The 19,230-nt window shown below is 44.1% G+C and carries 21 protein-coding genes and 1 other annotated feature; of the genes, 14 read left to right on the top strand and 7 right to left on the bottom strand.

The genetic code is table 11. The annotated features are described in order from the left end of the window. Positions 1-48: 48 nt before the first annotated feature. Complete coding sequence (locus tag EV213_RS08670) at positions 49-981, bottom strand: 1,4-dihydroxy-2-naphthoate polyprenyltransferase (protein ID WP_133580133.1); 933 nt, start codon at positions 979-981, stop codon at positions 49-51. Between the two features lie 339 nt (positions 982-1,320). On the opposite strand from EV213_RS08670, the gene EV213_RS08665 reads away from it, so the two are divergent. Genes EV213_RS08665 through menE form a run of 5 tightly spaced genes read left to right on the top strand, consistent with a single transcriptional unit; the run spans position 1,321 to position 7,578 of the window. Next, complete coding sequence (locus EV213_RS08665) at positions 1,321-2,712, top strand: isochorismate synthase (protein ID WP_133580132.1); 1,392 nt, start codon at positions 1,321-1,323, stop codon at positions 2,710-2,712. Next, positions 2,709-4,436: a 2-succinyl-5-enolpyruvyl-6-hydroxy-3-cyclohexene-1-carboxylic-acid synthase gene (menD, locus tag EV213_RS08660; protein WP_133580131.1), complete on the top strand. Its 1,728-nt coding sequence runs from the start codon at positions 2,709-2,711 to the stop codon at positions 4,434-4,436. Before EV213_RS08665 ends, menD begins: the two co-directional genes overlap by 4 nt. 5 nt (positions 4,437-4,441) lie before the next feature. After that, positions 4,442-5,308, top strand: coding sequence for a 2-succinyl-6-hydroxy-2,4-cyclohexadiene-1-carboxylate synthase (menH, locus tag EV213_RS08655; RefSeq protein ID WP_243740043.1), 867 nt, complete (start codon positions 4,442-4,444; stop codon positions 5,306-5,308). Further along, entirely contained in the window at positions 5,272-6,084 is an 813-nt protein-coding gene (menB, locus tag EV213_RS08650) for a 1,4-dihydroxy-2-naphthoyl-CoA synthase (protein WP_133580129.1), read from the top strand. The genes menH and menB overlap by 37 nt, the downstream gene beginning before the upstream one ends. A gap of 18 nt (positions 6,085-6,102) precedes the next feature. Continuing rightward, on the top strand, positions 6,103-7,578 hold the full coding sequence (gene menE / locus EV213_RS08645) for an o-succinylbenzoate--CoA ligase (protein ID WP_133580128.1): 1,476 nt from the start codon (positions 6,103-6,105) through the stop codon (positions 7,576-7,578). A gap of 193 nt (positions 7,579-7,771) precedes the next feature. Here the strand turns inward: menE and ytzI are convergent, their stop codons facing one another. Beyond that, positions 7,772-7,930, bottom strand: a complete 159-nt coding sequence (gene ytzI / locus EV213_RS08640) for a YtzI protein (RefSeq protein WP_133580127.1) — start codon at positions 7,928-7,930, stop codon at positions 7,772-7,774. Between the two features lie 279 nt (positions 7,931-8,209). On the opposite strand from ytzI, the gene EV213_RS08635 reads away from it, so the two are divergent. Then, positions 8,210-8,521 carry a hydrolase gene (locus EV213_RS08635; protein WP_133580126.1) on the top strand — a complete coding sequence of 104 codons (312 nt, stop codon included), beginning with the start codon at positions 8,210-8,212 and terminating at the stop codon, positions 8,519-8,521. Between the two features lie 120 nt (positions 8,522-8,641). Here the strand turns inward: EV213_RS08635 and EV213_RS08630 are convergent, their stop codons facing one another. Continuing rightward, positions 8,642-9,505: a DUF6612 family protein gene (locus tag EV213_RS08630; RefSeq protein WP_133580125.1), complete on the bottom strand. Its 864-nt coding sequence runs from the start codon at positions 9,503-9,505 to the stop codon at positions 8,642-8,644. Positions 9,506-9,704: 199 nt separating this feature from the next. Here EV213_RS08630 and EV213_RS08625 point away from each other — a divergent pair, with 199 nt between their 5' ends. The 5 genes from EV213_RS08625 (at position 9,705) to EV213_RS08605 (ending at position 13,887) form a co-directional block, all read left to right on the top strand. Further along, positions 9,705-10,280, top strand: a complete 576-nt coding sequence (locus EV213_RS08625) for a hypothetical protein (protein WP_133580124.1) — start codon at positions 9,705-9,707, stop codon at positions 10,278-10,280. A 20-nt stretch (positions 10,281-10,300) separates the two neighbouring features. Then, positions 10,301-10,774 carry an RNA deprotection pyrophosphohydrolase gene (gene ytkD, locus EV213_RS08620; RefSeq protein WP_133580123.1) on the top strand — a complete coding sequence of 158 codons (474 nt, stop codon included), beginning with the start codon at positions 10,301-10,303 and terminating at the stop codon, positions 10,772-10,774. Between the two features lie 152 nt (positions 10,775-10,926). Beyond that, entirely contained in the window at positions 10,927-12,117 is a 1,191-nt protein-coding gene (gene metK, locus EV213_RS08615; RefSeq protein ID WP_133580122.1) for a methionine adenosyltransferase, read from the top strand. Positions 12,118-12,403: 286 nt separating this feature from the next. After that, entirely contained in the window at positions 12,404-13,015 is a 612-nt protein-coding gene (locus EV213_RS08610) for a ThuA domain-containing protein (protein WP_133580121.1), read from the top strand. Between the two features lie 17 nt (positions 13,016-13,032). Beyond that, on the top strand, positions 13,033-13,887 hold the full coding sequence (locus EV213_RS08605) for a MurR/RpiR family transcriptional regulator (protein ID WP_133580120.1): 855 nt from the start codon (positions 13,033-13,035) through the stop codon (positions 13,885-13,887). A gap of 1 nt (position 13,888) precedes the next feature. Here the strand turns inward: EV213_RS08605 and EV213_RS08600 are convergent, their stop codons facing one another. Next, positions 13,889-14,401 (bottom strand): gamma carbonic anhydrase, encoded by a 513-nt coding sequence (locus tag EV213_RS08600; RefSeq protein ID WP_133580119.1) that lies wholly within the window; start codon positions 14,399-14,401, stop codon positions 13,889-13,891. A 115-nt stretch (positions 14,402-14,516) separates the two neighbouring features. Here EV213_RS08600 and EV213_RS08595 point away from each other — a divergent pair, with 115 nt between their 5' ends. Further along, positions 14,517-15,323: an alpha/beta hydrolase gene (locus EV213_RS08595; protein WP_133580118.1), complete on the top strand. Its 807-nt coding sequence runs from the start codon at positions 14,517-14,519 to the stop codon at positions 15,321-15,323. Positions 15,324-15,348: 25 nt separating this feature from the next. Next, positions 15,349-16,431: a tetraprenyl-beta-curcumene synthase family protein gene (locus tag EV213_RS08590; protein WP_133580117.1), complete on the top strand. Its 1,083-nt coding sequence runs from the start codon at positions 15,349-15,351 to the stop codon at positions 16,429-16,431. A gap of 114 nt (positions 16,432-16,545) precedes the next feature. Here the strand turns inward: EV213_RS08590 and mnmM are convergent, their stop codons facing one another. Next, the gene (gene mnmM, locus EV213_RS08585) at positions 16,546-17,106 is read right to left on the bottom strand and encodes a tRNA 5-(aminomethyl)-2-thiouridylate-methyltransferase MnmM (protein ID WP_133580116.1); all 561 of its coding nucleotides are present in this window, start codon (positions 17,104-17,106) and stop codon (positions 16,546-16,548) included. After that, positions 17,106-18,080 carry a tRNA modification radical SAM protein MnmL/YtqA gene (gene mnmL / locus EV213_RS08580; RefSeq protein ID WP_133580115.1) on the bottom strand — a complete coding sequence of 325 codons (975 nt, stop codon included), beginning with the start codon at positions 18,078-18,080 and terminating at the stop codon, positions 17,106-17,108. Before mnmL ends, mnmM begins: the two co-directional genes overlap by 1 nt. 162 nt (positions 18,081-18,242) lie before the next feature. Between mnmL and EV213_RS08575 the strand changes: the two genes are divergently transcribed. After that, complete coding sequence (locus EV213_RS08575) at positions 18,243-18,506, top strand: DUF2524 family protein (RefSeq protein ID WP_133580114.1); 264 nt, start codon at positions 18,243-18,245, stop codon at positions 18,504-18,506. 105 nt (positions 18,507-18,611) lie between these two features. Further along, positions 18,612-18,839 (top strand) — a binding site (T-box leader). Here the strand turns inward: EV213_RS08575 and EV213_RS20965 are convergent. Beyond that, a partial coding sequence (locus tag EV213_RS20965; protein ID WP_208112733.1) for a hypothetical protein occupies positions 18,815-19,230 on the bottom strand: 416 nt, incomplete at its 5' end. Its footprint overlaps the feature before it by 25 nt.

The following is a 19,230-nucleotide window of genomic DNA, read 5'->3' as shown; positions in this document are numbered from 1 at the left end:
CTAAAAAGACGGTCTTTTATGACCGCCTTTATTCCAAGTATACATCGATTACCCAACTAAATGGCTAATCAAGAGCCCGGCTGATAAAAGAAATCCAAACATTGTATTCGTTTGTGCCGTCGCCTTCATTGCAGGCATCATTTGAATCGGCATCGTTTTTCCTTTAAACCCTTTTGATGCTTCAAAAGCCTTCGGTGTGCTGAATAAAACAAGCAATGACCAGACGGGAGTCATCCCAACAACAACAAGCGTAATGATCCAGCAGTAGGATAATATAAACAGCGTAGTCAGCAAAATGATGGCGTTTTTTCGACCAATTAAAATAGCAAGTGTTTTTCGTCCATTTTCTTTATCTCCGTCCAGGTCACGGATGTTGTTAGACAATAAAATAGCTCCGATAAGGAGGGACACAGGGATGGAAAGTAAAATACTTAAATAGCTAATGGTTTCTGTTTGCACATAAAAGGAGATCATAATAATGACAAAGCCCATAAAAAAGCCTGAAACGATTTCTCCGAAGGGTGTGTAGGCAATTGGGTATGGACCGCCTGTATAGAAGTAGCCAGCAGCCATGCAAACAATACCCACGAGTGCAATCCACCATGTTGTTTCGAGACAGATGTAAACACCTATAAGTGCAGAGCATGCAAATAAACTAAAGGCAACCTTCAGCACCGTTTTAGGTATAACCCCTTCTCGTACAATGCCTCCACCTATTCCAACGGAGCGGTCATTGTCCAGACCACGTTTGAAATCAAAGTATTCATTAAACATGTTTGTCGCAGCTTGAATCATGATACACGAAAGCATCATGGCGAAAAATAAAGGCCAGTGTAAAGATGAAACATTTAAGGAAAGCGCAGTTCCTAGAGCGACAGGTACAAAGGATGCCGTCAATGTATGGGGGCGAAGCATGTGCCACCATATGCCAGTTTGCCGCTTTGTTGAAACCACCTTTTTTTGATCAAAGTTGTCTTGCATGTATGCCGACGTCCTTTCTTAAATCGATCAGACCAATTGTATAGCAGACCGATTCTCCATTACCTATATAATTGAGTGACACGAATCGTTCATATTTAAGTTTAGGAAAATGCGCGATTGGTGTCAATCGAAAGTATAGCTTGTTATTGACACTTCTCTGACACGAGGTGTATCTTAGAAGGGTTCTCACACTGCCACATCGTAGATTACAATGCGTGAAATGGCGTATGAGAAAAATTGAATGGCTCACATTAATTACATGATATGATTGCTGTACTAACTATAACAGACAAAAAGGGGATGAACCCCTATGACTTGGATTAGAAGGGGGACTTACAATTGATTGACAAAAGCCAACGGAGCTTAACAGAGCTGCTGGCTGATGGAATAGTTCTTACGCATGAAAAGAATACCCCCATACTGATAAGCTGGACGGAAGAAATAGAACCAATCGACATGTTTCATTTTTATCAATTAGAAGATGGAATCGAACGTGCATTTTGGCGTGATGATGACCATATGTCTATTGGATATAGTGGGGTCTGTGAGTCATTTGAGGCAGATTCCCATGACCTTGAAGCAATTGAGAGGGCATGGCATAAGCGCCTTGATTTGAGTGTTCAATCGAATGCAAAGGAAAAAGGGACAGGTCCCTTGCTTTTTGGTGGAATGTCTTATCATAAAAATGCAAAACGTGATGCATTCTGGACGGATTTTCCTACCGTCCGCTTTGTGTTGCCTTCTCTTATGGTGTCTTCGAAGAGCGGCAGAGCTTGGGTGACAATGAATAGAATCATTGCAAAAGAGGAAGACGTAAAGCAAGTGCTGCAATTTTATTCAAAGGTGCGGAAAAAACTTCGATCTATCACGCCTTTAGGTGCTAACCTAGCAGAGATCACATGGAATCCTGAAACCGATCAGCATATTGACGCATGGAAGAATGCCATTTCGTCGCTGACGTCGGAAATGAAAGAAGGCTTATTACAAAAGGTTGTCCTTGCGCGACGTAAAATATTGCGTGCCAACCAAACTGTTGATCCGACAATGGTGTTGAAACAATTGGATAGCAATCACCCACAAGGATACATTTTTGCGTTGAATTATGGGGAGAGCACATTTCTCGGTGCAACACCAGAACAACTCGTCCGAAAAATGGGGAATTCCTTGGAGTCTTCAAGTGTGGCTGGTACGATCCAACGAGGGCACACAACAAAAGAAGACGACCGTCTTGGAGAGGAATTGCTCCAAGACGCAAAAAACCGTTCGGAGCATGACTTTGTTGTAGAATCTATTGCTCAGATGTTCAATGAGTTTTGTTTAGATGTGAGTGTGCAAAAAACACCATCATTGCTGAAGGCGGGGAAGGTGCAACATTTGCATACACCTGTGAAAGGTATCACAAAAGAAGGCGTGTCATTATTTGACATGATCTCACGGCTGCATCCAACCCCAGCAATGGGAGGGAAGCCGAGGTCAGTGGCAGTAGAGAAAATTGCTCACCATGAAACTTTTGATCGTGGCTGGTATGCTGCACCGATTGGCTGGATCGATCAAGAAGGTGACGGTGAGTTTGCCGTCGCTATCCGGTCAGGAGTGCTCCAAGGAAAAACCGCCTCACTGTATGCAGGATGTGGGATTGTCGAAGCATCAGATCCAGCATCTGAAGTGGAAGAAACGGAATTGAAATTTGCACCTATGCTTCATGCGTTAAAAGGGGAGACACATGCATGATGGAATTGGCTGCGTCAAATGCACTGGCAGGATTTATCGATGAACTAAGTAAGGCAGGGGTAAAGCATGTGGTCATTTGCCCAGGCTCACGCTCCACGCCTCTTGCGCTATTATTTACTGATCATCCGGGCATCCAAGAGTGGGTGCTTTTAGATGAGCGATCCGCAGGCTTTTTTGCGCTTGGGATTGCGAAAAAACGACAAGAAGCTGTTGTTTTGCTGTGTACGTCTGGAACAGCTGCATCGAATTATTTGCCAGCAGTGACTGAAGCGTTTTATAGCAATGTCCCGCTCGTCGTATTGACAGCTGATCGCCCGCCAGAGCTCCGTGACGTTGGGGCGCCGCAAGCGATTAATCAGCCAAATATGTTTGCGAATTTCATACGTTGGCAAACAGATTTGCCTGTCCCTGATGAGGAAAGCGCACTCTTTTTTCGTGTCTCAGCGTCACGGGCCATTCATGTCGCACAACATAAAGAAGGGCCTGTACACATCAATGTGCCATTAAGAGAGCCTTTAATTCCGCATGAGAATTATACATTTACATCAGCTCATCAATCGGAACGGCAGCTTCAATACATTCGAACCAATACAGAGCTTCATTCAGATGAGGCCGATGCTATGATGCGCAAATTGTCTTCACAAAGGACGCTCGTTATTTGGGGACCTGATCAAGGAAATAGACCTAATGACGCATTCTTTAAGACGGCAGAAGCATTGAACTGGCCCGTTTTAGCGGATCCATTGTCACAGCTTCGTCACGGTGGGCATGAGAAGAACGTGATTATTGATCAATTCGATAATGTCTTGAGAACAGAACAGATGGTGGAACGATTGCAGCCTGATGTAATCATCCGCTTAGGGGTTCATCCTGTATCAAAGGCACTCCAGAAAAGCATTGTCCATTGGAAACGCCAAGGGGCACAATACATTGTCTGGGACCAGCATTCATTTAATGACCCGACATTATCGGCATCCCATATTGTCGAAGCGTCGTCAAAGGCGTTTGTTCACTTTGTAAACAACCATCATACACGTATCCAAGCTTCTGAAGAAGAATGGATTAAGAGATGGAAACAGCTGCAGCTTGACGCAAGGCGTAGGCTGTGCCAGTATCGGCTTGCTGAGCCTTTGCAGGAAGATGAAGTCTTCCCGGCCATTTATGACGTTCTTGATACGATGGATGACTTATTCGTTGGAAACAGTATGCCAATTCGGGACTGTGACAGTTTTTTACCAGCACACCATCATGCCATAAACATCTGGGCCAATCGTGGTGCTAACGGGATTGATGGTGTCATTTCTACCGCATTAGGTGTGTCAGCTGCGGGTGGAAACGTATTACTGGTCATTGGAGATATTTCCACATACCACGATCTAAACGGCTTGCTTGCTGGGAAGAAATACGCTCTTTCGATGACGATACTAATTGTGCATAATGATGGAGGAGGAATTTTTTCGTTTTTGCCTCAAAAAACGAGGGCTTCCCACTATCAGCTTCTATTTGAAACGCCACATGGCCTCGACTTTTCCCATGCTGCTGCTCTTTATGGGGCTAGCTATCAACTCGTACATAACGCCTCTGAGCTGCAAGCGACCTTAAGAGAACAGCCTACTGGCATGCGAATCGTCGTCGTAAATACCGATCAGGAAACAGGTCTGGTTCGTCGAAGAGAGAAATGGCGTACGCTCCATATGACCTACCGAGAAGGGGAAGGGCGGTAGTTCGCGTGTATTTTCAAGCGAAAGATATTTCATACCATTATCATGATCAAGGCTCAAAAGGAGGGCAGACGCTCCTGCTTCTTCATGGATTTACTGCGAGTCTGGAAGCCTGGGAGCCTTTCGTTTCTTTATGGTCCCAGCATGCGCGAGTTGTATCTGTTGATCTTCCGGGACATGGGAAGACGATGGTGCCTGCTGACCCGTCAAGAGTTCAGGTTCAATCAATTGCAGAGGACCTTTGCGCCCTACTGGATGCTCTAGATATTCAAGAGGCGATCATTTTAGGGTACTCAATGGGAGGACGTGTGGCCTTAGCCTTTGGCTCCATGTTTCCTGAAAAAACAACGAGGCTAGTGTTGGAAAGTGCTTCGCCTGGCTTAAGAACAGAGTCGGAAAGAGAGCAGCGTAAGACACAAGACAATCAGCTTGCAGAGAAAATTAAACAGTCTGGCATGCCTGCCTTTGTCGCCTACTGGCGAAATATCGAACTGTTTGCCTCTCAAAAAAATCTGCCTCAATCCGTCCGAGAACATTTAGATCAACAAAGACTTCAAAATAGTGTTAATGGACTTGCTGTGAGCTTGCAAGGTATGGGCACTGGCGCTCAGGACAGCTATTGGGAAGCGCTCTCTTTCATGAAAATGCCAGTCATCCTCGTCGTAGGCGAACTTGATCATAAGTTTAGGGCCATCGCTGAAGAGATGCATGCTATACTGCCGAACGCCACGTTGCAAGTCTGTCAGAATGCTGGTCATGCAATTCATTTAGAATCTCCAGCATGGTTTGCTACAATAGTAATGGACATGATCCACCAACAAAGAAAGGATGAAGACCATTGTCATGGGAAGTCATCAAGTCATATGACGAAATAAAGTATGAAAGACAGCATGCGATTGCTAAGATAACGATTAATCGTCCTGAAGTTCACAATGCGTTTACACCAAAAACAGTAACAGAGCTTATCGATGCGTTCGCAAGAGCGAGAGATGATGCATCGATTGGTGTCATTATTTTAACAGGGGCTGGGGAAAAAGCGTTTTGTTCTGGTGGAGATCAGAAAGTGCGCGGCCACGGTGGATACGTTGGAGAAGACGAGATTCCGCGTCTCAACGTGCTTGATCTGCAACGCCTCATTCGCACCATCCCTAAACCCGTCATTGCGATGGTCGCAGGGTACGCCATTGGCGGAGGACATGTGCTTCACGTGATCTGTGATCTTACGATTGCTGCAGAGAACGCTGTGTTCGGACAAACGGGTCCAAAAGTCGGCAGCTTTGATGCTGGTTATGGTGCAGGGTACTTGGCTCGTATTGTCGGTCATAAGAAGGCGAAAGAGATTTGGTTCCTTTGTCGACAATACAGTGCGCAAGAAGCGCAAGAGATGGGACTAGTCAATACGGTTGTCCCGCTTGATCAGCTTGAGAAGGAAACGTTGCAATGGGCAAATGAAATGCTTGAAAAGTCTCCGACAGCGTTGCGATTCCTCAAAGCTTCTTTCAACGCAGACACAGATGGACTTGCAGGGTTGCAACAATTTGCTGGTGACGCCACATTGTTATATTATACGACCGATGAAGCTAAAGAAGGTCGTGACGCGTTTAAAGAAAAACGTCGTCCGGACTTTGATCAATACCCTAGATTCCCGTAAATAAGTGAGGTATACACTATGGAAATACCATCCTTTTTGCCTAAACGAGCGGCGCTGACTCCAGCGTCGCTTGCTTTAGTCACTGAGACCGTTTCTTGGACGTTTAAAACGTTGCACGATAGAGCTGCTAAAATAGCAAGTGCTCTCCATGTTCTTCGAGAAGGAAAGGGGACGCGAGTGGCATGCCTAGTTGAAAATGTTCCTGAAACGGTTCCGTTTATTCACGCCTGCCAATATACCGAAACGGTAGCAGTTCTGTTAAATACAAGATTGTCAGAACGAGAATTACAGTGGCAAATCAATGAAGCAAATTGTTGTATGATTGTGTACACAGAAGGATTAGCCGATGTGGCCATACGTATCAGTAAGGCAATAAAACTCGAAGCTAAGTGCATTGATCAATTAGCAAATGAGGAAGATGCGTCGTCTTTTTTTTCACCGAGAGCCATTGACTTAAAGACCCCGGCAACAATTATGTTCACGTCGGGCACGACCGGCTCTCCAAAAGGCGTGCTTCTGACGTGGAGGAACCATTACTTTAGTGCCATCAATGCGTCCTTTCAAGCCCCATTATCATCGGCACATACATGGCTGACGAGCCTTCCGTTGTACCATGTGAGCGGCTTTTCCTCGCTTATCAAGAGTGCGCTGTTTGGCAATGCAATCTACCTCTCGAAACGTTTTGATTCTGAAGCGGTTTGGCGGCTTATCCAAACGAAGGAGATTTCGCATATATCGGTTGTCACCAAAATGCTGTCTGACCTATTGTCACACAGCGAGGGAGAAAAAGTGCCTTCTTCACTTCTGCATGTGCTTCTAGGAGGCGGTCCGGTTTCCGCTTCTGTATTGCAAAAAGCAGAGAAGCTTGGTTGGCCTATTAGTGTAAGCTATGGCCTCACCGAAACCGCATCACAGGCGGTTTCATCTGCGATTGCTGACGGACCGCCCCAAGGGTCTTCAGGCAAAGCCATGTCGATGAACGAGCTTTATATTTTAAATAACGATGGAAAAGAAGCAAGTGTTCTAGAACCCGGCGAAATTTTCATTAAAGGCCCAACGGTGACAGAAGGGTACATAAACAGCTCCGTTGTCATTGACAATCGCTTCGGGTTTCCTACTGGGGATATCGGCTATTTAGACGAAAAACAGTTTTTGTTTGTGCTCGACCGACGAAGTGATCTGTTAATCTCAGGAGGCGAAAATGTCTATCCAGCTGAAATCGAGCATGTGTTGGAGGATCATCCAGACGTGGTATCTTGCGGCGTCACTAAGAAAAGCGACGACAAATGGGGAGAAGTTCCTGTTGCCTATATTGTTTTTCTCGAAGGGAAGACTGTGCGATCTTCAAAGCTGAGGGATTGGTGTGGCCTTTCATTGGCAACGTACAAAATCCCAAAGGAGTTTCGGGAGATAAAAGACCTTCCACGAAACAGCACTGGAAAACTGCAACGTCATCGTTTGGTTGGTTTGCCTAGCAAAGAGCTTGAGGATTGACGACGAGGAAAAAAGGCAGTGGGTCTTAGGCAAGACTGAAATGCACACAAGCAAATGAAGGATGGCGTAGAGTGATTTCTCGACTATTTCGTCTAAAGGCGCCCTACTCCCAATTGAAAAGCCCCAAACAAAGGAAGCACTGTTTCGAAGTGGTCCCTTTGTTTGGGGTGCAGTTCGTTAGACATGTAACGGTCTATTTATGAGGTGCCTGGTTTTCATCTTTAAGAACATCTTCATTGAGAGGATCGACCGTATGCTTGTACTTGTATCCTGTTGATATACTAATCACACTTAAAACCAAGACAACTAGAACAATAAGCACACAAACGACAACCCATAGCCAAATTGGCATTATAAGCGACACCTTTCTTTACCATATTTCACAGTGAGCCTTTGCCAAAAAAAAGCAAAAAACGAGCTGCTATTCAATGTTTTCAGAGGATGGAAAAGTGGATACGCAACAAGAGGCGCACAATGTAAACCTCGTTCATCACTATCCCCATTCATTACTCATAGTGTATGTAACTTGACGTTCTATTTCAAGTCATTCTGAATAACTCGTCCCTCTTTTGCGCAAAAGAAGGGGGATAGATGAACGGCTAAATTAGTACAGAAAGAAAGGTGTTTTGCGATGGAAAAGCAGGTATATACCGTATCTGTGGCGAAGCGAGAAATCAATGCAAACGAATCCAACAGTCCTTTTGAGTTTCGAGTGGTCGCAACAGAAGAAGAAATTGACATACTGCGAGAGATGTTTCACCTGCTTGATTCACACACCTTCGATACGTTTGTTCGTGCACATGTGCCATTTCTCCAATACCATGAGGATCGTGAAAATGACCAGTATGACCGTCAGATGATTCATATTTATGGGTACATTGAGCAGATTGGTGATGAGCGGACTAGGGAACATATTCACTCCATGAACCTCTCAGGCGGATGAGAAACGCTCGCTTTCGTCGTTGCATCGCCTTGTCCGGTGCTCATTGTTCGAATGGAAATGAGCGCCTAGAAGGCTAAGTTGTCGAGACGCCATGTCTGAGTTCACATTTGTGGCGCAACTTTAAGATGCGGGAAATGAGTTCACTGGCTGGGCGGTTTTAATGACGTCGTCTGGAATCACGATAGAATCAATGTCGCCAAACGAGCTATACGTGGCTAAAAGTTCATGTTGTAAGGCAAGGTCTTCGCCTGACGAAATATCAAATGCCATCTGACGCGTTTGTGGTTGAAGCGTGTCTGTCGCTAGGGTCAATTTATACGTAAATGAAGTGACTTCAAGCTCTTCATAATTGATCCCGAGATTCCCTACACTGTCAGCAGGCATAGAATGCTTAAGAAACCGTTCGATAAAGGCTTTCTTTTTGTCTTCAGGCATATCAAATGAAACAATGAATGTATCTTCTTTTTCAGTAAGTAAGAACGCACTTTCTGTCAACTGATCAGTAAACCACGACAGTTCATCAGAGAGATTATATTGTATCTTGTACAGGGACAGCGTATGCTCATAATTTTCTTCGGGAATTTGTATCCAGGCTTGCTGGATTGGATCGTACGTGAACATCCCCTGGTCACTAAAATAAGTCTCTGAAGCAACGCCTTCTGCAACTTCAGGATATTCTGTGTTTTGCTCTATGTGAAAGGCAGTGTCAGGCTGTTGAACCAGATCAATGGCAAGGGAAGAATCAATGGTTTGATTTTGCGTTTGTGAATCTACTGCAAACGTAACTGTTTGGTTTGAAGAAACATCAATATGGAGACTTTTCAATGCGTTAAATTCGTCGATGCTTTGATTGATGATTGATGTGGCAGTTGGTTCATCCTTTTGCTCTTGCTCTTGCGTGTTGTCCATGTTCGTAGAGCAAGCAGAGAGTGTTAGCATTATGAGAAGGGTGAATGTGATGTAAGTCCATAACTTTTTTCTCATGATTTTGTCCTCCTTCGTCCACTTTGAAGTGGTCTTCTTTACCTTTACCCTTAAGTATTGCCTTTTTATGCCTTCTTTTTCAATTTCTTTGTGTTTTTTCCGCTTGCTTTTCGACTTCAGGTTTTAATTGAAATCAAAGATGGGAAGATAATAAAGAACAGATGATGCACATGATTTGTGATTAAGGGGAGGGATAGTTATGATGAGGAATGTTCGCAAAGTCACTATAGGATTAGTATCTCTTATGGTCATGGTGGCTCTTGCCAGCCATTATTATACACCTACAGATATGGATCCGAATCTGCGGATTGTAGATCCAAATGTCAATGAAGTGACAACGGTTAGCCGAGCAATAAATCAACCTTCTCATGAGCAAGACTCCATGAATGAATCATCATTACGCCCAATTGTGGAGCAACTCACTTCAGACTTTATGAATACACTCAAGCAAAATGCTAACAGTGACTTCATTGTAGAAAATATACACAACAAAGAAGATCTTTATGAAGCGTTTGAGCCGATCGCTGAGAGAGATGCAGTAAAACCGTACATTGATTTTTTCTTTCATGAAGAAGATGGCCACCTGTATATTGTGCCTACGGAATTGCCGCCATGGTTTAATCCGAATCATGACTTTGACTTAACTGTAAAGTCTCCGCAATCGTTTTTTATTACTCAACATACTTCTAATGAGTTGTATGGCGACTATTCAATCGAAATTTGGTTTACAAATAAAGCAGGATCATGGAAGATAGAAGAGATTGTTCACAAGTAATCCAAATTGGAGCTAAGACGATGTATACATTTCAAGACTATTACCATAATCATGTGAAATTGTCCTTTAAGGACAATCCTTTTACAGACAAACCAGGGCATGTGCTCATCCTATGCCGCTACAAAGGACAGTGGCTTTTTACAAAACATCCGCGCAGAGGAATCGAATTTCCTGGAGGCAAGGTTGAAGCAGGGGAACTACCAAGGGAAGCTGCGGTTCGTGAAGTATTTGAGGAGACTGGCGGTACTCTCTCCTCGCTGTCTTATATCGGTCAATACAAGGTTGAGGGGCGCCATGAAACGATTGAGAAAAGTATTTATTACGGAACAATTGCTGGATTGGAAAAGCAAAAGCACTATCATGAAACCGAAGGGCCTGTGCTTTTCAAGCAGCTTCCAAAAAAACTAAAAGAGGATAGCCGCTTCAGCTTTCACATGCGTGACGAGGTTGTTGAAATGAGCATTCAGCATATTAAGGCGCTCTTTACAATTTGAGCTTTTCGCAACGTAATGTCGTTGACACTTAAGTAGCCATAAGCTACAATTGAATGGGCTTAAGTCAAAAAGCACAACCTTCCAATTGGGAGGTTTTTTTTCACATTATAAAAGCGTGAATGCTTTATCAATGAAGGAGGCATATGAAACCTTTGACTAAAATTCGACGTTTGTTTACCTCTGAATCTGTTACTGAAGGTCATCCCGACAAAATTTGTGATCAGATCTCAGACGCTATTCTCGATGCCATTATTGCTGAAGATCCCAATGCTCGTGTCGCTTGCGAAACGGCTGTAAATACAGGGCTCGTTCTTGTCACTGGAGAAATTACGACAACGACTTATGCAGATATTCCTAAAATTGTACGTGAGGCGATTCATGACATCGGTTATAATCGTGCTAAGTACGGCTTTGATGCGGAAACATGTGCAGTGTTAACGTCTATTGATGAGCAATCTCCGGACATCGCTCAAGGTGTAAACCAAGCACTAGAGGCAAGAGAAGGCACAATGACGGATGCTGAAATAGATGCTATTGGTGCTGGTGATCAAGGGCTCATGTTTGGCTACGCATGCAATGAGACGAAAGAAATGATGCCAATGCCAATCGCTCTTGCACATCGTCTTGCTCGCCGCTTAGCCAATGTACGAAAGGATGAAACGATTTCCTATTTACGTCCTGATGGCAAAACGCAGGTCACTGTTGAATACGATGAAAACGGTATTCCAGTGCGTATTGATACGATTGTCATTTCGACACAACATCATCCGGAAGTTACACTTGAGCAGATTAAGGAAGACATTAAAAAGCATGTCATCGCTCCCGTAGTTCCTGAAGGTTTTATCGATAATGAAACAAAATATTTTATTAACCCTACCGGCCGTTTTGTCATTGGCGGACCTCAAGGGGATGCTGGTTTAACAGGTCGTAAAATTATCGTCGATACATACGGAGGTTATGCTCGTCATGGTGGAGGCGCATTTTCCGGAAAAGATCCGACGAAGGTAGACCGTTCAGCAGCGTATGCAGCTAGATATGTTGCCAAAAATATTGTTGCCGCAAAACTTGCTGACAAATGCGAAGTGCAACTGGCCTATGCCATTGGCGTTGCCCAACCCGTATCGATTTCAATAGATACATTTGGCACAGGCACCATTTCTGAAGAAGCCCTTGTCAACCTGATTCGCGAACATTTTGATCTTCGTCCAGCAGGAATTATTAAGATGCTAAACCTTCGTCAGCCGATTTATAAGCAAACCGCTGCGTATGGTCATTTTGGACGAAATGATTTGAATGTGCCTTGGGAGCAGCTCGATAAAGTAGATGTGTTGAAACAGAAATAATAATAAAAAGCTGATTCTGAGTGTTCTCAGATCAGCTTTTTTGAGCGTATGGCAGCTTGTATAGAAAGCAATCACAACAATGGATTGCAGGTTTATCCAATTAAATCTAAGCGTGCCTACTAACTCTAGCATGCGAGAGTTAAGATTCAGTCGCATCAATGAAGCGTTTCGTATTTCTCGGCTTCAGCAAGAACTGATCCCGCTAAAAATTATTGCGTATGTAATGACCCTTTATTCAGAAAGAGGTATACTTGGGGTAATTGTTCATAGGAGGAGAGAGCTGAATATGAAAAAGGCATTAATCGTTTATGGTGGTTGGGATGGTCATTTCCCAAAGGAAACCGCGGAACAGATGGCAAGCTATCTAGAGGAAGTTCATTTTCAAGTTCAATTGTCTAATTCAACTACAGATTTTAATGATTCTGCGTCTTATGATCTGCTAATCCCCCATATTTCGATGGGAACGATTGAAAAAGAGTCTCTTGCTGCGTTGTTGGAAGCGGTTAAAAATGGTGTCGGCCTTGCTGGCATCCATGGAGGACTTGGCGATTCATTTCGCAATGAAGCAGAATATCAATTTATGGTAGGTGGTCAATTTGTTGCACATCCAGGGAATATTCGACCGTATACCGTTGACATCGTTGATGGGAACCATGAGCTCACTAAGGGTTTAGACGCCTTTGATGTCACTACAGAACAATACAATATGCATGTTGATCCAAGAGTTACTGTTTTAGCAACAACAGAAGTTGAAGGTGGAACAATGCCAGTTGCTTGGACGAAAATGTATGGAGAGGGCAAAGTATATTATAATGCTTTAGGCCATTCTCCAGATATTGTAGAATTGCCGCAAGTAAAAGCGATGATTCAGAAAGGCTTTTCCTGGGCAGTAAAATAACAAGAGGGGTTCGGTCTATGTCCACATTACGCGGTGGTCTCACAATGCTTGGAAGCATGCTCAACAAGCTTCCAATGTCAGAGCATAAAATTGCTTCGTATATCATTAAGCATCCAGAAAAAGCCGTGCAGTGCACCGCAAGCGAGCTCGGTACGTTGAGCAACACGAGCAGTGCGGCTGTCATAAGACTTTGCAAATCCCTTGGCTTAAAAGGGTTTCAAGACTTGAAACTACGTGTAGCAGGAGATTTGCAAAAAAATCCAGCGCAAGGTTTTCGGGACATACGACCTGGAGAAACGACTGAAGAAGTCATTGCAAAGTTAACGAGCAATACGATTGCAAGTCTTTCTGAAACAGCCGAAGTCCTTCAGGGGAGTGAAATGAAAAAAGCGGTTGATGCGATTCAAAATGCCGGTAGCGTGCATTTGTTTGGTATAGGCGCGTCCAGTATTGTTGCATCGGATCTTCAACAAAAGTTACTCAGAATTGGCAAGCATGCGACAGCTTTTGAGGATCGTCATGTTGTAGCGATGCTGGCGTCTACTTGTAAGCCTGGTGATGTTGTGATGGGCATCTCTTTTTCTGGGTCCACGCGAGAAGTGAAGGAATTTTTGAAGCTTGGCAAAACGGCAGGCGCGACATGCATTTGCCTGACTAGCTTTGGACAATCACCGGTGGCAGATTTAGCCGATATACGTCTTGCCACATCACCAACGAGAGAAGCTACATTCCGAAGCGGAGCAACTTCATCTAGAATCTCACAGCTTCATGTCATTGATGTGTTGTTTATGTGTTTATGCACATCTGATTATGATAACGCCATTCAACATTTAGATGTAACAAGAAGTGTCGTGCAAGATTTAAATAAATAACCTATGAAGTCATTTGTTTGTACACCTTTCCTTTTTTTACATAGTCCTCACAGATTCGCTTCATATCGTCAATCTCTGCTTGAGTGAGAGCACGGATGGGTTTTGCCGGGCTCCCCAAAGCGAGTGTATAGGGTGGGATTGTTTTACCACCTGTTAGAAGGCTGCCTGCCCCGAGCATGGCGCCTTCTTGTAGTTCAGCGCCATCAAGCATTGTCGCCCCCATGCCGACAAGGGCGCCTTTTCTGACGATTGCACTGTGGAGTAAAGCTTGATGACCAACAGTAACGTCCTCTTCAATAATGACTGGCAACCCAGGTGATTGATGCAGCACAGCACCATCTTGAATATTTGAACGTTTGCCAATAATAACAGGAGCAACGTCGCCGCGAATGACTGCTTGAAACCAAACGGACGTTTCCTCTAATAGCGTAACGTGACCAGTCACCGTTGCATTCGCCGCAATAAAAGATGACGCATCGATCTTTGGGGTATAATGAAGATAAGGATAAATCAATGAATTGCCTCCTTAATAATTTGTATGTTTTTTTTCTACAAGGATAATTTAATGAACACATGGCAAATGTACAACAACTCATGCAAGAATTACAATAGTTTTGGAGGTGTCGGCTGTGTGGGTTTTTGAAACAGAAGCCCCCGTTAAAGGGGTTGTAGTTATCGTGCATGGTGCAGTAGAGCATCATGGTCGTTATATGTGGGTCAAAGAGCAGTGGTTAGCTGATGGCTTTCATGTTATTATGGGTGATCTTCCTGGTCAAGGCTTATCAAAGCGCAAACGCGGGCATATTCTTCATTTCGAAGAATACATAGAGGAAGTGTTGCGGTGGCTTGAAGAAGCTCAGCGTTTTTTGTTGCCTATTTTTCTTTTAGGTCATTCTATGGGCGGATTAACTGCTGTTCGATTGCTTCAAAAGCATACAATTCCTCTTGCGGGAGTGATTTTATCATCGCCAGCATTAGGGTTGAAAATAGGACCAAGCGCCCCGCTTGATGCACTTTCAAAAGGATTGAACCTCATTATTCCCCAGCTGCAAATGAGTCCAGGCATTACCCCGCAAATCGCGACCCGAAATCGTGACATTTGTGAATCAGATGTGAATGATTCATTAATGCTGACAAAGGTCTCGGTTCGTTGGTACCGTGAGCTTGCAAGAAGTATTCAGCTTTCGTTCAAGGAATTGTTAGATTTTCCCGACCTTCCTCTTTTGATCATGCAAGGTGGAAACGATAAAATAGTAGAGAAAAGTAGTGTGATGCGCTGGTTCAATGCGTTGCCATCCACAGAAAAAATGTACAAAGAGTGGCCAGGCTTATACCATGAAATTTTCAATGAACCAGAGAGAGAGCAGGTGTACCGCTTTGCGCAACAATTTGCAAGCATGCACTTGCCCATTGAAATCCAGTCTTCACCTTCTTAATGCTTAGAAGCAGGAGTTGTTTCCATTGAAAACACCAACGACGACGATAACGCTAATGAAAGACATGTATAAAACGGTTTTCCCGTTCGTACGTATGCATCTTGGAGAATGGAAGAAAAAAGCGGAGGGCATTGAAAATAGGGAGCTACGCGAGCAAGCGTTGGCAAGTATTGAGCATAAAGCGTTTCACTGTGAAGGGGGATCTGTTTATGCGCTCCTGGCAGGTAGAGAGAATGTGAGTGAATGCGTTCGATTTATCATTGCCTATCAAACCATCAGTGATTATCTCGACAATCTTTGTGATCGCAGCACTTCTCAGGATCCTAATGATTTTGAAGCATTACACGAGTCAATGGCTGACGCTTTAACCCCCGGGGCGCCAGCGAGAAATTACTATCGCTTCCGTGAAGATCAAAACGATAACGGCTATTTAAACGCTCTTGTGACTACGTGTCAGGATGTACTGCAGAAATTGCCCGCTTATGAGATGATTGCCCCAAGCTTGCTAGAGCTTGAAAGTTACTATGCAGATTTGCAAGTACATAAGCATGTGGCTTTGGCAGAACGAGAACCACGATTAATCAACTGGTTTGAAGTGCATCAGGCGAAGCTCCCTGAAATGACCTGGTTTGAGTTTTCTGCCTGCGCAGGCTCAACGCTCGGAATCTTTTGCTTAACGTCATATGCTTTTCAACCGTCCTTCTCCAAAGAAGATACACTAAAAGTCAAAGAAGGGTACTTCCCTTATGTTCAAGGCTTGCATATTCTTCTCGATTATTTTATTGATCAGGAAGAGGACCTTGCTGAAGGGGATTTGAATTTCTGTACGTACTACGAGGATCAGCAAGCGATGGTTGATCGTTTTGCCCATTTTGTTTCAAAGGCAGAACAACACCTAAAAGGACTCCCCAATGAGAAATTTCATCGCCTTGTAAACCGCGGGTTGTTAGGTCTCTATTTATCTGATGACAAAGTGAATGAAGCGAAACCAATACGGAAAATCGCGAAAAACATCCGCCGCCTTGGCGGATTTGCCTCATTCTTTTTTTACATCAATGCGCGAGCATACCGCTCGTTACAGAGAAACAATCAGTCGCTGCAGGTGTAAGCAGAAACAAACACAGATGAATGCAATCATAGTGGTTGCGTAGGAAGATAAAAAGAGGGTTGCCCTAAAAGTCATATGATGACTGCTGGGGCAACCCTTATTCGTGTGATTTTACTACCTTGGAAATATTGTAAATACATTCGGGGCTTTTTCTTGATTCACGTGCCCATAGTGCATAGATCTCCAGTGCTCGGAAGGCAAGGATGCACAGAAATCCATAACGTTCTCTTTCTCTTCTTTGCCACCTTCGTGCCCTGGATAAGCAACAATAATGATGAGTGCCTGTTTCGCATAGGTTGTCAGCAACTGTAATGCCATCCGCGTGCTATCACTACGAGTAATTACGGTTTTATCTCCACCTGGTAAGTAACCTAGATTAAACACTGCTGCAGTGATTGTCCCCAATGCTTCCGGAGTGAAGTGAGTGAGAAGTTCATGGTGACTGTCATGAATGAGTTGAGCACTGTAGCCGCTCTCAGCAAGTCGGTGCTTGGTTGCGTCCAATGCATTTTTTTGAATGTCAAAGGCGTGTACGTTTCCGCTATCCCCAACGAGTGAGGCTAGCTTGAGGGTGTCGTGGCCATTCCCTGCCGTCATGTCAATGACACTGTCCCCTTGCTTCACATGCTGGTCAAGCAGTAAATGAGTAAAGCCAAGAATGGTAGGGGTCGCCATCAGGTATTCCCCTTCATGACACGACTGCCTTGGAAAGAGCCGCGCTTCTCAAGCTCCTTATCGATGGCATTTAAAACTTCCCATTTGTTAAAGCTCCACATTGGACCGATCATTAAATCAGGCGGGCCGTCCCCGGTAATACGATGAATAATCATTTCAGGAGGCAATAGTTCTAATTGATTCGCCACAAGCTCCACGTATTCACCGAATTGCAGAAACTCCAACTGTCCTTTTTCGTATTGTTTGACCATCGGCGTACCTTTTAACAAATGCAGCAAGTGAATCTTGATCCCTTGAACGTCAAGCTTTGCCACTTCCTGTGCAGTTTCCATCATCATGTCATGCGTTTCCATAGGTAGTCCATTAATAATGTGACTGCACACACGGATGCCGTGCTTGCGAAGCTTCTCGACACCCTCTACATAGGTGGTGTAGTCGTGGGCACGATTGATAAGGTCGGCTGTAGATTGATGTACCGTTTGCAAGCCTAGCTCGACCCACAAATACGTACGTTCATTTAAATCGGCAAGATACTCAACGACATCGTCTGGTAAACAATCTGGTCTTGTGGCGATGGAAAGACCGACAACGCCTTCTTGTGAAAGAATTGGTTCAAACGTATCTTTTAATACGTCGACGGGCGCATGGGTATTCGTAAACGCTTGAAAATAGCCAATGTATTTGCCGTTTTTCCACTTCTTGTGCATTCTGTCTTTAATTTTATGAAATTGAACGGTGACATCCTCTGCCCGGTTTCCAGCAAAATCACCTGAACCAGCAGCACTACAAAATGTACAGCCCCCGTGAGCAACTGTTCCATCTCGATTTGGACAATCAAATCCTCCGTCAATCGGGACTTTAAAGATTTTTTCACCAAAACGCTCACGCAAATGGTAGTTCCAAGTGTGATAACGTTTCGGGTTCTCAGCGTCAGCGTTCGTATATAAAAATGGATGGGGTTCGCGTTCGCCCATACAGCATCGCTCCTTACATATAATCAACTGTCGTTCTATTGCTTTGCTATTGTAGCATAGGGTCCGTCGCCTTTGCGAACAATCAAGGTATAAAAACCTGTACTGCAACCAACCCTTTAATAGACAGTAAAAGCGTTTATGAATGAAGTGGAGGGATGAATAATGGCTACAAGAGATTCGGTGGATCAATTGCTTCACGAGGTGGAAGCTGCCCTGCAGTCCGCTGAAGGGATGTACATGGTTCACAGCAAGCAGTCGAGCTGGGAGGACGTTTCTTTCCAACAAACACAGCAGCAGCTTCAAGAAATGTCGGAGAAGGTTGCGAAGATGGTCACTTCAGCAGATGATATGCAAAAAGAAGCATTGAATCGTGCGCAAATTAGAATTGAACGAATGCAACAAAAAATGCTCATTACCGATCTATAAAAAGGAACCCTTTTGCTCCATACAGAGAGCAAGAGGTTCTTCATCTCATTCCTTAGGGAAAACTTGACACAGCGGTAAAATCCGTTAGAATGGGAATACATACGTTTAAAAATGACCATTAAGGACTAGTAGGTTGATGTATCGGCTTCAGAGAGATGACGGTTTGCTGCAAGTCATTGCCGAACGCAATGCGAACTCACCTTATAGTTGTGAGGGCTTTTTTGATAGCTTTTGCCGTTTTCCGCGTTAAGGATTAGAGATGATACGTGTACTATAACGTATAATTTTGGGTGGTACCGCGGGTGCTTTTAACAATAAACTCTCGTCCCAGATTTGGGGCGGGGGTTTTTCTGTTTATTCCATAAATCTAAATCAAAGTGTAGACAAAGCAAAAAGAAGAACAGAATTTGACTATACAAGGCTTCAAAATGAAAACGTTCGGTTTTTAAGCGCAACGTTCTAGAAGGCGCGTAGTTGCCACAAGGGCAATGAGAACAATGCCAAAGCAACGAAGAAAGCGAGCGTTTGTCAACAACCCAAAACAGGCTGAATGAAAACGTTTGTCTTTCGAGGCGCAAAGTCTTGGGAGGCGCGGAGTTGCCATCAGGGCAATGAGCACCGGACAAGACAAAGCAACGAAGAAAGCGAGCGTTTGTCAACAACCCAAAACAGGCTGAATGAAAACGTTTGTCTTTCGAGGCGCAAAGTCTTGGGAGGCGCGGAG

This window comes from Aureibacillus halotolerans, from assembly GCF_004363045.1.
GTDB classification, from domain to species: Bacteria; Bacillota; Bacilli; order Bacillales; family DSM-28697; genus Aureibacillus; species Aureibacillus halotolerans.
This window is presented reverse-complemented; position numbering and strand designations above follow the sequence as displayed.

Bases quoted from the DNA above. Each gene is read 5' to 3' on its own strand.
- EV213_RS08670 (WP_133580133.1), bottom strand. From the start codon at position 981: ATGCAAGACAACTTTGATCAAAAAAAGGTGGTTTCAACAAAGCGGCAA.
- menD (WP_133580131.1), top strand. From the start codon at position 2,709: ATGATGGAATTGGCTGCGTCAAATGCACTGGCAGGATTTATCGATGAA.
- menE (WP_133580128.1), top strand. From the start codon at position 6,103: ATGGAAATACCATCCTTTTTGCCTAAACGAGCGGCGCTGACTCCAGCG.
- ytzI (WP_133580127.1), bottom strand. From the start codon at position 7,930: ATGCCAATTTGGCTATGGGTTGTCGTTTGTGTGCTTATTGTTCTAGTT.
- EV213_RS08635 (WP_133580126.1), top strand. From the start codon at position 8,210: ATGGAAAAGCAGGTATATACCGTATCTGTGGCGAAGCGAGAAATCAAT.
- EV213_RS08630 (WP_133580125.1), bottom strand. From the start codon at position 9,505: ATGAGAAAAAAGTTATGGACTTACATCACATTCACCCTTCTCATAATG.
- EV213_RS08625 (WP_133580124.1), top strand. From the start codon at position 9,705: ATGATGAGGAATGTTCGCAAAGTCACTATAGGATTAGTATCTCTTATG.
- ytkD (WP_133580123.1), top strand. From the start codon at position 10,301: ATGTATACATTTCAAGACTATTACCATAATCATGTGAAATTGTCCTTT.
- EV213_RS08610 (WP_133580121.1), top strand. From the start codon at position 12,404: ATGAAAAAGGCATTAATCGTTTATGGTGGTTGGGATGGTCATTTCCCA.
- EV213_RS08605 (WP_133580120.1), top strand. From the start codon at position 13,033: ATGTCCACATTACGCGGTGGTCTCACAATGCTTGGAAGCATGCTCAAC.
- mnmM (WP_133580116.1), bottom strand. From the start codon at position 17,106: ATGGCGACCCCTACCATTCTTGGCTTTACTCATTTACTGCTTGACCAG.
- mnmL (WP_133580115.1), bottom strand. From the start codon at position 18,080: ATGGGCGAACGCGAACCCCATCCATTTTTATATACGAACGCTGACGCT.
- EV213_RS08575 (WP_133580114.1), top strand. From the start codon at position 18,243: ATGGCTACAAGAGATTCGGTGGATCAATTGCTTCACGAGGTGGAAGCT.